At 37.1% G+C, this 13,242-nt stretch carries 13 protein-coding genes; 10 read left to right on the top strand and 3 right to left on the bottom strand.

What is annotated here, in order from left to right; genetic code table 11:
• The first annotated feature begins 12 nt into the window (after nucleotides 1–12).
• Nucleotides 13–552 (top strand): PadR family transcriptional regulator, encoded by a 540-nt coding sequence (locus tag QUF78_RS23230; protein ID WP_289326551.1) that lies wholly within the window; start codon nucleotides 13–15, stop codon nucleotides 550–552.
• Between the two features lie 277 nt (nucleotides 553–829).
• Nucleotides 830–1,243 (top strand): hypothetical protein, encoded by a 414-nt coding sequence (locus QUF78_RS23225; RefSeq protein WP_289326550.1) that lies wholly within the window; start codon nucleotides 830–832, stop codon nucleotides 1,241–1,243.
• A 230-nt stretch (nucleotides 1,244–1,473) separates the two neighbouring features.
• Here the strand turns inward: QUF78_RS23225 and hutH are convergent, their stop codons facing one another.
• The 3 genes from hutH to QUF78_RS23210 all read right to left on the bottom strand — a co-directional run bounded on the left by hutH (nucleotide 1,474) and on the right by QUF78_RS23210 (nucleotide 6,171).
• Nucleotides 1,474–3,006 (bottom strand): histidine ammonia-lyase, encoded by a 1,533-nt coding sequence (gene hutH, locus QUF78_RS23220; RefSeq protein WP_289326549.1) that lies wholly within the window; start codon nucleotides 3,004–3,006, stop codon nucleotides 1,474–1,476.
• A gap of 130 nt (nucleotides 3,007–3,136) precedes the next feature.
• A complete protein-coding gene (locus QUF78_RS23215; RefSeq protein WP_289326548.1) occupies nucleotides 3,137–4,480 on the bottom strand; it encodes an MFS transporter in 1,344 nt (447 codons plus the stop codon).
• Nucleotides 4,481–4,674: 194 nt separating this feature from the next.
• Nucleotides 4,675–6,171 (bottom strand): helix-turn-helix domain-containing protein, encoded by a 1,497-nt coding sequence (locus tag QUF78_RS23210; RefSeq protein ID WP_289326547.1) that lies wholly within the window; start codon nucleotides 6,169–6,171, stop codon nucleotides 4,675–4,677.
• 605 nt (nucleotides 6,172–6,776) lie between these two features.
• Here QUF78_RS23210 and QUF78_RS23205 point away from each other — a divergent pair.
• From QUF78_RS23205 to QUF78_RS23175, 8 genes are all read left to right on the top strand, one after another.
• Nucleotides 6,777–8,012 carry a chloride channel protein gene (locus QUF78_RS23205; RefSeq protein ID WP_289326546.1) on the top strand — a complete coding sequence of 412 codons (1,236 nt, stop codon included), beginning with the start codon at nucleotides 6,777–6,779 and terminating at the stop codon, nucleotides 8,010–8,012.
• 229 nt (nucleotides 8,013–8,241) lie between these two features.
• The gene (locus tag QUF78_RS23200) at nucleotides 8,242–8,586 is read left to right on the top strand and encodes a hypothetical protein (RefSeq protein ID WP_106027904.1); all 345 of its coding nucleotides are present in this window, start codon (nucleotides 8,242–8,244) and stop codon (nucleotides 8,584–8,586) included.
• A gap of 624 nt (nucleotides 8,587–9,210) precedes the next feature.
• Nucleotides 9,211–10,473 (top strand): group II intron reverse transcriptase/maturase, encoded by a 1,263-nt coding sequence (gene ltrA / locus QUF78_RS23195; RefSeq protein WP_289323229.1) that lies wholly within the window; start codon nucleotides 9,211–9,213, stop codon nucleotides 10,471–10,473.
• Between the two features lie 279 nt (nucleotides 10,474–10,752).
• Nucleotides 10,753–11,151, top strand: coding sequence for a DUF2178 domain-containing protein (locus tag QUF78_RS28080; RefSeq protein WP_483313865.1), 399 nt, complete (start codon nucleotides 10,753–10,755; stop codon nucleotides 11,149–11,151).
• A 12-nt stretch (nucleotides 11,152–11,163) separates the two neighbouring features.
• On the top strand, nucleotides 11,164–11,367 hold the full coding sequence (locus QUF78_RS23190) for a helix-turn-helix transcriptional regulator (protein ID WP_063235833.1): 204 nt from the start codon (nucleotides 11,164–11,166) through the stop codon (nucleotides 11,365–11,367).
• Between the two features lie 48 nt (nucleotides 11,368–11,415).
• On the top strand, nucleotides 11,416–11,622 hold the full coding sequence (locus QUF78_RS23185; protein WP_289326545.1) for a hypothetical protein: 207 nt from the start codon (nucleotides 11,416–11,418) through the stop codon (nucleotides 11,620–11,622).
• 233 nt (nucleotides 11,623–11,855) lie between these two features.
• Entirely contained in the window at nucleotides 11,856–12,350 is a 495-nt protein-coding gene (locus QUF78_RS23180; RefSeq protein ID WP_098937146.1) for a DinB family protein, read from the top strand.
• 163 nt (nucleotides 12,351–12,513) lie between these two features.
• Complete coding sequence (locus QUF78_RS23175) at nucleotides 12,514–13,059, top strand: GrpB family protein (RefSeq protein ID WP_289326544.1); 546 nt, start codon at nucleotides 12,514–12,516, stop codon at nucleotides 13,057–13,059.
• Nucleotides 13,060–13,242: the final 183 nt, after the last annotated feature.

Raw genomic sequence — 13,242 nt, 5'->3', positions numbered from 1 at the left:
GGAGCAAAGAGAATGCCCATTCAAATTTTTATATTGAGTAAATTGATGGAGGATAACAATTATCCTTATAAATTGAAAAAACAGCTATCAGAACCCATTCCAATGGATCGACTAGGCGGGTTAACAGAAAGTAAACTGTACTACCATTTTGATTCATTAGCAAAAAAAGGGTTAGTTGAGGCAGTCGAAATCATAAAAGAAGAGCATCGACCTGATAAGCAAGTATTTGCAATTACAGCTAAAGGTCGTGAAGAACTACCAAAATTAATCTACAAGTTGTTTGAAAATGCGGATGAAATTAAGGATATGGTGGTTGGTTTAGCAAACCTAAAGTATGTTGATCGGGATGAAGTACTAGTAATACTGAAAAGAAAATCAAAAAATATCAGGGATCGTTGGGAGCAAATTAAGGATTTTGAACAGCAGATTCAGATCGACGAAGGTCACGAGAAGTTTATTGAATTTATGAGTGGCTATGTTTCAACTAGAACAGAGCACACAATTTATTGGCTTGAAGAGTTAATTAATCGAATTAATCAAGGGGAAATATAATGGTATTGGTCTAAATAAAGAAAGTCAGTTTTCATTACTAAAGGGAAAACTGGCTTTTTTCTTTGTTAAAACTGATAGTTGTAAAGAAGTCTACTTAAACTAACAGGTGCTTTACTTCATTACCAAGAGCTGATCAACAGCTCCTTTTTTTATGCAACAAACGGGGCAGGTTAGTTCAACAAGCGTAGTGTATTCGTACTACGCGGTAAAGATTTTTACTGGATAATTCCTGTCTTCTTGTAAAAAATAAGATAATAATTAACAAGGAGACTTAATAATGAGAAAAACAACCATACTCTTTCTTATCATTTTCTTTTCCTACAATAGTGTGATTGAAGCAAAGGCAACAATAGAAATAGTCCCTCAAAACCAACCACCTTCCATATTGGAATTAGCTTTTCTAAGATATCTTGGTTCAACAATTCTTGAAATTATGGAAAAACACGGTGATAAGCAGTTATTCACAGAAAGTAGAATTGAAAAAATTTCAAGGGATATTCAAAATGATTCGTATGATGTTTCATTACGAGTAATTGGATTCGAAGGACCACTTAACCCACCTTATAAGTTAATTCGTATGACTTTTCGTATACCTGGGGAAAACTATACTCCTTATAGAGTTATTTCCTACAAAAGTCGGTATGTCTCTGATAAAGAACTTGATAAATTAATTAAATTTAATTCGCCTTAATTGCATTTTTTATGTCGCAGTTTGTGTCAACTCCGCGATAAGTTTTATAGAACTAACGGGTGCGTTAGTTCATGAAGGAACACAAAAATAATCAATTTTTTTTATAAAAGAATGATCCAATTAAATATTATAAGGGCATGTTTTGATTAATCTTTTTTCAAAACATGCCCTTTCTATTTATTCATTTATCAAGGTTTCTTATATTAGTTTGATCAAACTTTGTTTCAAAGCTACTGCAAAGGACCGATTTTTGCTTCTACATGCTTTACAATTTCTGCTGAATGAACCAGTTCCGCAGCTGTACGCATGTCTTTGTATAAAATTCTGTCCTGCTCAAGGCGAGGCACATATTTTCTAAACAAATCGCAGGCTGCAGTCGTTCCTGTTCCAGGCTGTAACGGCTGATGGAATTCAATCCCCTGGCAGCTGCACATCCATTCGATCCCAATCACTTTTTCAGTATTGGCGATTACTTTCAGTGCCTTTAAAGCTGCAGATGTCCCCATGCTTACATGATCTTCCTGTCCCCCGGTTGTCGGAATGGAATCCACAGACGACGGATGTGAATAAACCTTATTGTTAGAAACCAATGACGCCGCGACATATTGTGGAATCATATAGCCCGAGTTAAGCCCACTTTGCTCGATCAAATACGGTGGCAGCTCGCTATACTGAGGCGAGACGAGTCTAAAAATCCTTCGTTCAGAAATATTGGCCAATTCAGATAGAGAGATTGCCAGAAAGTCCATGGCTAAGGCTATCGCTTCTCCATGACAATTGGAAGAGGATATCGCTCTTGCACCCTCTTGATCATCAAACACCAACGGATTATCTGAGGCTGAATTCATTTCTCTCTCCACAATCGTCCTAACGTAATCAACAGCGTCTTTACAAGCTCCATGCACTTGTGGAATGGACCTAATACTAAGAGCATCTTGTGTGCGGTAATCTTTAAATTTTTCCGTGATCTCACTGTTTTCTATCAGCTTATGAATATTATCAGTTGTCTTTTTTTGTCCAGGATGACGTTTTACTTTACTAATTTTGGGATCAAAGGCATAGTATGTTCCTTTCAGCGCCTCAAAACTGATTATCGAAACAATGTCTGCCGCCTTAAGAACATTAATGGCATCATAAACGGCCAGGGCGCCAATTGCAGTCATATCTACCGTGCCATTAATCAAAGAAAGCCCTTCCTTTTCATGCAGTTCGATTGGCTTGATTCCGGCCTTCTTCAATGCCGTCTCGCCATCTGTTAGTACGCCCTGATTATAGGCCTCACCCATCCCCAAAAGGACCAAACTGATATGTGCCTGATGATTTAAGTAACCTAGGGAACCTTCTCGAGGGACGAATGGTATGACATCTTTATTCACCATCTCTGCTAATCTCTCTACCGTTTCAAGTCTTACTCCAGAATAACCAAGGGATAAATTTTTGATCATCATCACCATAATTGCCCTTACTATTTCCTTCTCCAACGGATCGCCCATACCGCAAGCATGACTCATAATTATATTTTTTTGCAATTCTCTCGAATCAGAGGCTGAAATTTTTATTTTTGAATTCTCTCCTACTCCGGTCGTAATTCCGTATATGACTCGCTCCTCCTCGACAAAACGCTCGACTATATCCCTTCCTTGGCTAATCCCTTTCTTTACACTCATAGACAGCTCCAAAGGGGCATGATGCCTTGCTACTGAAATCAAATCCCCGATACTAAAATCATCTTCAGTTATCATTACTTTTTCTTGTGTTTTCATAATAAACTCATCTCCTATATTGTGCAGCTTGACAAAACATTAACCTTTATGATGTTAAAGCCATTGGATTAGTAAAATTTCGCAACGAGACCTCTCTTTCGAGAATTGGAAAGGTACTCCTTTTTTCATGTCAATTAATTTTCTTATGGTTCAAGGGGTTTAAGTTTGAATTACTTGCTTCATTAAAAGGATTACTTGCCTCGCTTAAAGAGAGTGACTTTGTCTCCGGTGCCCAGGCAATCGAAATGATAGTACCAATTAACAGAATAGCCGTCATTCCAATCATCGAGGCATCCAACCCTATAGTGTTCATACTAAGGGGCAGGAGGAATGTCCCTATAGCAGAACCAATTCGGCTGAATGCTGTCACAAAACCAACACCTGATGCGCGAATTTCGGTTGGGAAAAGTTCGGCCGGATATGTTAGCGTAAGATTTGAATTTGCTGATAATATAAAAGTAAAAGCCAGAAAAATCGGAATTACTAAAAGTTTAGGTTCGTGAAAAATGCTAAGCATAAGCAAGCAGACAGTCAGGATTGCAAACGTACTAATCGTGAAACCTCTGCGAGAAAATTTCTCCATAAGCCAAAGACCAGCAACCGAACCCAAGATTAGGAATATGTTTAACCACAAGTCTACAGTGAAGTTTTCTGCTAAACCCATACTATTTAAGATAGACGGTAGGAATGTGTAGATGGCAAAGTACGGAATGACAATACAGACATAAAATAGACTTCCAAAAGCTGTTCGCTTCCGAAATTTTTTGTTAAAAAGAGCACGAAAGCCATTTTTATTTTGAGTCTCAATAACAGTTTCGTCGATTTCCGCATTCGGCCCTATATACTTCTTTACGATATGGCGTGCTTCATCAATACGTCCCATGCTGATGAGCCATTGTGGGGATTCAGGCGTTCCGATTCGCAGTAGCAGCACAATGAATGCAGGGATTGCAGCACTAGCAAGCATCCAACGCCATGATTCCGGACCAGCTTGTCCTAAATAATATCCGACAATGGTTGCAGAGACGTAACCTACCGTCCAGAGCACATTTAGAGAAGCCAGTAAGAACCCCCTATACTTTCTAGGCGCGAACTCGGCAAGTAAAGTCGATCCGACTGCATAATCGCCTCCGAGAGCAAAACCTATCAGTAAACGCAAAATTAACAACTCTACGGGACCATCCACAAATAGTTGCAGCAACGAAGCTATAGTGACCAATAAGAAGTTAAGCAGGTATATTTTCTGTCTGCCTATGCGGTCAGATAACCCTCCAAGTACTAGACTACCGAAAAAGAGCCCGACCAAAGCAGAACTTCCAATTAGTCCTACCCACATCGAATTGAGTTCCATTTGTGGGCTAAGGAGAGTAAGAGCCACTCCAATAATCCCAAGAGCATACCCATCAGAGAAATTAGAGCCAAAAGTAAGCGCTGTAATTTTCATATGGAACTTGTTAAGTGGAGCGTCATCCATCTTAAATTTTTGTTCGGTCATATGCGTCTTTCCCCTTTTCAATATTTGATTTTTGGGACACTTCCTACTTCTCTAGTTTAGAGAAGGAAAGCGATTGAAAACAGACGTCTATTTTTTGAATTTTTCTAATTTTTTTCGAATTTAAAGTGTAATGTAAAACGCTTACATTTGAAAACTATAATTATTTTAGATTTCTATACTTTTTTACGATTTCTAAATGAACGAGGGGTTGTACCGGTTTTTTCCTTAAAAATTTTGCTAAAGTAATTTGCATTTATAAATCCTGTTTTATCTGCTACATCTTGAATCGAGAGTTTTGTATCTATCAATAGACGCTGCGCTTCGTTTATCCGTGTCTTTGTTAATAGCTGTCGGAACGAGCTTCCTTGTTTTTTTGTTAAGAGCGAGCTAAAATACGCTGCGCTTCTGTTTACATGGTTCGCAACGTCCTCAAGCCTTAGCTTAGGGTTAGTAAAATTCTCCTCAATGTACCGGATGGCCTGCTCAATCACATTTGTACGAGCGTTTTCTTGATTGTTATTTGCCCGATCAAGAACTTCATATAAGAACAGCAATAACTCCTGTACGATCCGATATAGAATCGGATTGTATAGGATGGATTCAAAGACTTGATGATAACGTCTCTCAAGCATCCCTTCGTCAAGGTAAAATGACTTCATGAAGCGTCGGACTTGGGCTAATAAGCTTGTTAACCGGGTTCGCAATAAACCTGGCTCGGGATAGGGATCTGCCTTATTCAAAAATTCTTTATACATCCACTGCTTAATTTTGTCCCTGTCACCTTCGTTCAGCATGTCAATCCATTCGCGCTGTTCAGACGGGGTTAAAAACGGATCGATCATAACCCAGTTCACCTTATCCTCAATGACCGAAAGCTGCCGATATCCTTTGAAAAAACGAATTTCTAGCGCTTGCTTCGCATGAAGATATTTTTCATTTAACGAAAGAAACGGGTCATTAGTATCATATAAAACTAGTGACATGGGCTCCGAAAACTGCTCTTCCCATTCGGTTAGAATCCGATTGCCTATGTGCTTTAATTGTTTGAGTGGCTGTGGCTGCTGGTTATCGAATGAAAAAACAGAAACGATCATGTCGCTTAGCGGCAATACAACCGGTCGGTTCTTAAATGGATATTCTTGTAAAAAAGATAGCAGTATAGGTTGTTTCTTCGAATTTTCCAACTGCATCAGCATTAATCGGAAATTGGCGCCTAACGTTTCTTGATGCACGAATAGAGAACTGTAAGATACGGAAGGAACCTTAATTTGAGCCGATGGCTCTTGTTTCTCCTCAGTTTTTGAAACGGCCTTGCAGCACTGGGTTAATACTCGTTTGATATGGTCAGGCGACTGAGGTTTTACCCATAGATCATAGGCATGAAGCTCGATGCCTTGAAGCGCACGTTCAAATGTGGCTTCAGCCGTCATGACGATGACCTTTTGTATGTACCGTTTGGTCAGCTCCTTAAAGCTGTCCCACGCATTCTTTGGAATCATATCGAGTTCAATGCAAACAACATCTGGTACTTCGGCCTCTATTAGATGAAATACCTCAGATACTGAGCCTGCTAATAGAATGTGATCAAATGGAATCGAAAACGAAGAAACTAGCCAGCCAATCCCTGTTCGTTCATTTTGATCGCGATCAGCAATTAACAATTTAACCATGTAGGTACTCCCTTAATAATAGATTTTTTCTTATTAATTATCGCCAAACCAAGCTTATTTTCATCACTGCAGTGTCTATCAGATTAAGGGTTCTGGTGCAAAAAAAACTGATTATGATGAAATTCTAAACAACTTATGTATGAATTTTACATCCATTAACGCACACGCTACTTAATGAAACGATACCAGCTAATAGGATGTCAATATCTTTCTCTAAAATTTTCAGATCATGTCCCACGGGCAGGTACGTTCTACCCCGGCTGCCGTTATCATAGATCGATATAAGAATTGTTCAACCAGAAATAACTGGCTGACCTTATAATACGAACGGGGCAGGTTAGTTGAATAACAAAATTACTTCTAATAGATAAGTTTATGAGATAAAACAAAAATAGCACTCCAATGAAGCTGCTAATTGAAGTGTTATTTCACTTGAAATTTAATGTGTTCTCTCCGATAAGAGAACACATTAAAGTAACCCTTTTATTGTAAAGTCTAGTATAATTATTTCGACATAATTAAAATTAGTAGTATTTCAAATGAATATAGTTACTTAATGCAACAAGAGAGAGTCTTAATATATATAAAAAGTGGTGAATTTTATTTTGACTGAGAAGTATATTAAAATAATCAGATTACTTGTTTATGGCTTAATTCTAAGTGGGATAATCGGTTTTATTTCTTCTGTTTTTTTAATTTTAGTTAATGGCTTGACAGATTTTTTATGGACTGACATATCCAATAAATTAAAAGTACCCTCCATTTATACATTATTTTTATGTATTTTTGGTGGTATTTTAGTAGGTGTTAGCAGGTATAAGTGGGGGAATCTACCTAAAACAGCTTCTGATTCTATTGTTGAATTAAAAACAACTCAAAGAATTGACTATTCATATGTATGTCTCAATTTTTTAATTGCTTTTTTAATTTTAATCTTTGGTGCAAGTGTAGGTCCTGCAGCAGCCATATTAAGTTCTGTTATTGCGTTATCGGTATGGCAGGGAGATAAAATGCGTTACTTTTATTTTTCCTACAACGAATGGAAAAAGGAATCTTGGTTAATTAGACTAAAAAAATTAGCTTTACCTCATAACTACCTAATTCCCTATAATCCTGATCGGGCTCCTAAAGAGAAAAAACTGCTTTTATTTAAGAAATTATTATATATGTTATTTATCGTTAACGGTATGGTGACCTTTATGTTTTTAATTAAAATATCAGAACAACCCCCTTTTGTGACAAAGTTAGGGGAAACTAGTTGGGGATTGGATGAATTGTTTCTTTTTATTCCTTTTGTTTTGTTTGGTATTTTGTTTAGTAAACTTTATGAACTAATGGAAAGAGCAATGAATAAATTCTTTTCTAAATTGAACAATAAAATTATTTTAAGTGCTGTTATCGGTGGTATTGGTATTGGTTTGATGTCTTTAATCGCTCCTAATCTACTTTTTTCCAGCCAACTTTCTATGCGAGATTTACCTAGTTTAGTACCGACACTTTCGATTGCTACTTTAATTTTGGGTTCTGTTTTAAAACTGATTTTTATGGAGTTTTGTTTAAAGTCAGGTTGGATTGGTGGGAGTATTTTACCAGTTATATTTGCTTCCATTTTACAAGGCTACGCTATCGCGACTTTTTTTCCACAACTAGATATGCTCTTTATTGTAGCTGTTGTAGGTAGTAGTGCTTCGATTGCTATTTTAAAGACACCTTTACTAGTAGGGATGTCTCTAATGCTATTTTTCCCGAAAGAGTTAGCCCCGGTTATATTAATCATTGTGGTTTTATTTATTTGGTTAAGTAAAATGAGTAAAAAATTTCCGCGAAAAATAACTGCTTAATTTTAGTTGGAGACGCTGGGAAGTTAGATGTTTGTGAAGAACAGTACTTAGCTAACAGGTGCTTTACTTCAATAAAGGGAGTTGCTTTGACAGCTCTTTTTTTTTATGGAACTAAAGGGGAAGGTTAGTTGAACAAGGATAATCCACAATTTGAATAGAATATGTAGAAAACAAATAGTTGTTTGGAGTATCGATCCAAATAACAACCTATGAAGGAAGGGTAAGTACAATGAAGAAAATGGTTGGTTGGACACTTACTTTAGCTACGCTTTTGATAGGTGGAGTCATTTATTATTTCATAACGTTATCTCTATACGAACCATCAAAAGATGCATTTGACTTCCCAGTTCCTAAAAATGCTGAGCTAGTCCAGGAAAATGAACAAGGGAAAAGTTATGATTGGTCAAAAGCATCGGAAGAAAATGGCATACCATTTGGATATGAATTAGTCCTTAAAGCGAATGGATGGAAAAAGGGAGAAAGAGAAGGGGCTTCCGTTTTTTACACAAAAGGAAATCATAAAATAGATTTGATTTCTACAACGAAGCATTTAAACATCCTTAAAGTGAATTAATATAAAGGAAATATCTTATTCAGCTAACGGGTGCGTTAGCTGAAGATCGGAGCTGTCTTTAAGACAGCTTTTTCGTGCGCCCGGCATGGGTGCAATCTATAGGGTGAAAGTCCCGAACCATGAAGGCAGTAGTAGTGGTTAGCTTAATGCAAGGGTGTCCACGGTGACGTGGAATCTGAAGGAAGCAAGCGGCAAACCTTCGGTCTGAGGAACACGAACTTCATATAAGGCTAGGTATCATTGGATGAGTTTGCGAAACAAAACAAAGTCCTTACTGCCGAAGGTGGTACAGAGTAAATGAAGCAGATAGATGGAGGGAAAGATTGCACTCTTACCCGGGGAGGTCTGATGACAGCCAAGTACACTTGGTAACCTGTCCAGTGATGGACAGCTGAATCATCAGAAGTCAGCAGAGGTCATAGTACTTGTCTACTCGAGAAGATAAGGAAGGACCGAACAGATTAAGGAGGATGAATACTAGGCGTTCGTTATCTGCGAAGAAGCAAACAATTCCTAACGGAACTTATTTGAAGGAAGATGTGGTGAATACACGGGGAACTTCAAAAGGGTGGAGCAGATAAAGGCACAAATAGACCATTTATCCACGTAGAAAGGATATCAACGATGTTAATGGAACAGATACTAGAGAGGGAAAACTTAATACAGGCATTGAAGCGTGTAGAAAGAAATAAGGGAAGCCATGGTGTAGATGGAATGCCGGTTCAAAACCTGAGACCGCACCTCGCAACTGAATGGTACAACATGAAAACTGCCCTTTTACAGGGTACCTATCAACCGCAGCCCGTCCGTCGTATCGAAATCCCGAAACCAAACGGCGGAGTTCGGCTATTGGGTATTCCAACCGTTCTAGACCGTTTCATTCAACAAGCCATTGCCCAAATATTAACCAGGATATATGACTCAACCTTTTCGGAGAATAGCTATGGTTTTCGCCCTAACAAACAAGGGCACCAGGCGGTTCGAAAGGCAAAGTCCTATATAACCGAAGGTTATACATGGGTAGTGGATATGGACTTGGAGAAGTTCTTCGATAAAGTGAATCATGACAAGCTCATGGGAATGTTAGAGCGGAAAATTGAAGATAAACGAGTTCTCAAACTGATTCGTAGATTCCTTCAAGCAGGCATTATGATAGGCGGACTTTTTCATAAAAGTGAGGAGGGAACTCCGCAAGGAGGTCCGTTAAGTCCTTTATTATCTAATATCATGTTAGACGATTTAGATAAAGAACTAGAGAAACGCAATCTTCGATTCGTAAGGTATGCGGATGACAGTACTATCTTTGTGAAGACACGAAAAGCCGCCAAACGTGCAATGGGAAATATCTCAAGCTTCATTGAAAATAAACTGAAGCTAAAGGTCAACTACGAGAAGTCGAAGTATGATCGCCCTTGGAACAGAACGTTTCTCGGTTTTAGTTTCACGAAGTCAAAGAAGAACCCGAAGGTTCTACTGGCTAAACAAACGGTGAAGAGAGTAAAGAAACGAATCAGGGAAATGACCTCGAGAAAATTACCGAAACCCATGAAACTCCGAATAAATAAGTTAAAGCAATACCTTAGAGGTTGGATGGGTTATTTCGCCCTCATTGATACTCCGAACGTTTTGAAGAATTTAGATTCATGGATTCGAAGAAGACTCAGGATGTGCCTATGGAAGCAATGGAAATTGCCAAGAACGAGAGTGAGGAAACTCAAAGGATTAGGCGCCCCATTTGGAAAAGCGTATGAATGGGGAAATAGCAGAAAGGGTTATTGGCGCATAGCGCATAGTCCTATTCTAGACAAAACCCTTAATAATGTTTATTGGCACCACCAAGGGTTAGTAAATCTATATGAACGATATACAAAACTACGTCAGACTTAAACTGAACCGCCGTATACCGAACGGTATGTACGGTGGTGTGAGAGGTCGGAGGCTAGGCGCCTCCTCCTACTCGATTTATGGAACTATCGGGGCAGGTTAGTTGAACACTATTAAAACTAAAATTTTTCAAATGATGAAATATTTAGCTACTTCTAGTTTCAGTATTTACCCTTGACATTTGTTTTGAAACAGATTAACATGAAACCAACTTCACATGAAGTTAACTTCATGTGAAGAAAACTTCACTCCGGGTGAATAAGTTGGTTAGGAGAGGTATGATTGAAAAATCTATTCATACAGCGTTTTTTAGTATCAACGGTGATAATAATATTGGGAATCATTCAAATAATCCTCGATACATCACAAAGATTTAATTTTGGCTATATCATAGTATTCCTAGGTGGGATAATTTTGTTGTACTCAACAATTTCTTACATAACATCCGGTAAGAATAAATCACTAGAAAAGGAACTATCGAAGGAGTACGACGAAAGAGATGCTTTAATTGATGGGAAAGTTGCTCGCTTTTCCTTGCAAATTCTGATGTGCGAAATTTTTATTCTTATGTTTATAACTAATTATGTCGTTATCCCAACAAATACTGTATTATTTGTTGTCTTAGTCACATTAATAATTAGCCAAATTGGGTCTAGAAATTATTACAATCTTTTCCTTTAATTCGGAGGATTTATGAAAAATAGAGTAAAAGAATTGCGAATAGAATATGGAATAACCCAACAAGAATTAGCTGATAAAGTAAGTGTATCTTCTAGAACTATCATCTCATTAGAAAAACAAAAGTATAATCCATCTGTGCTACTTGCGTATAAAATAGCTTCAGTTTTTAATTTATCAATTGAAGAAACTTTTATTTTTGATGAGGATGACAAATAACACATTTCACAAAGATGCACATATTAAACAAACAACGGAGGAAGATAAATGCTTAATGTATTATTTATTTTTGGGGCTGTTTTAATAGTTTGGGGTATTTATCGTATGAAAACAGATGATGGCTTATTTGGGAAAAACCGAAAAAGTAAAAACATATTCAATTTACTGCTAATGGGAGAAGCTTCAGGATTAGGGCAATTTTTGAGTGGAATTCTGTGTATTATTATAGGGATTATCGCATTTGTTTTGAAGTAGTAATATATTAGAATTTCAATTTTTCACTGAAATTTTGTGAATGAAATCACTTAAACAAACAGGTGCTTTACTTCATTAAGGGAGTTGCTTTGGCAGCTCTTTTTCTTATGGAGCTAACGGGGCAGGTTAGCTTAATAAGAACAGGACAATCAAAATACTATGTAGAATATAATTAAGATGACATTGTTTAAATATTTAGAAAAAACAGTATATACAAATTAGGAGTGTTTGTTATGGTTCATGCAAAAGATGTTTTATCGGATCAGTTGTTGGCAAATGCTAATGACCCAAGTTGGTACCTACCATTTTCAGATTCAGTAGAAAGATTGTCTGAGGAACATGCATTTTGGAAGCCAAACGAAGAAAGTAATAGTATTGCTGAAATTGTGCAGCATCTACTATATTGGAATCAAACATGGCAAACTAGGTACCAAAAATCTCACGTTGATGCTGTGCCTTCAATAGGAAATAATAATAACAGCTTTATTATTCCTGAAAATCATACTTTTGCTGACTTAAAAAAACAACTATTAGAGGTGCTTTTACGTTGGCAAGAGTTATTATCTGAAGAAAAAGTTGAGAGAGAAGTTAATGGTTATCCTGGACACGTGAAATGGTGGGCAATACTCGGAAATGTGTCAACTCATAACGCATATCACATTGGTCAGATCATTTATATCCGGAAGTTGCAAAATAGCTGGAAAATAGATGCAGGAGTAGATAAATAAATAAAAGTTGCACTAGTGCCTACTTGAACTAACGGGTGCGTTAGCTGAAGATCGGAGCTGTCTTTAAGGCAGCTTTTTCTTTTATCGAGGCAGGTTTGTAAAAGAATGCAGGTACTAAGATTTTTCTGAAACTGAAAAAATTAAAATCTTGAGGGAGAGTAAAATGAAAGATATTCATGATGAAAGCACATGGCCCGTTTGGGCTAATGAGACAATAGACATTGTCGAACCAAATCCCAAGTGGGTAGAAAAAGGTAATCAGGAAAAAGCTCTTCTTCTTAATCTTCTTTCAACTTTCGGCATAACGGAAATTCAACATTATGGAAGTACATCTATTCCAAATTTACCAGCTAAACCAATCATTGATTTAATGGCTAAAATTGATTCATTTCAAAAAATAAAAGAAATATCTTCATTGTTAGCTAATCACGACTGGAATTATGTACCACCTAACATAGACAATCGAAGTTGGCAAAGATTTTTTGTGAAAGTAATTAACGACAAACGAGTAGTACATTTACATATTTTACTTGAGGGAGAAGAACGGTGGGATAATCAGCTACTTTTTCGTGATTTATTACGGACTAATCAGCAGTTTATTGATGAATACGCTATTCTTAAAAGAAATTTAGCAAAAAAATATAGCAATGATCGTGAAGCGTACACTAAAGCAAAAACAGAATTTATCAATTATGTTCTAAAATCTTAGTTGCGAACTAATATAAGTTTGTGAAGAAATGTACTTAAACTAACGGGTGCTTTAGCTTAAAATCGAAGCTGTCTTTAAGGCAGCTTTTTCTTTATGCAACTAACCGGGCAGTTTAGTTGAAGAAGAACTGAATAAATAAAAACAGCCAGGTTCTGGCTGTTTTTTTATGAAAAATCCAAATGC

This window comes from Peribacillus sp. ACCC06369, assembly GCF_030348945.1.
Taxonomy (GTDB): domain Bacteria; phylum Bacillota; class Bacilli; order Bacillales; family DSM-1321; genus Peribacillus.
The sequence above is the reverse complement of the archived record's forward strand: the minus strand, read 5'-3'. Positions and strand labels throughout refer to the sequence as shown.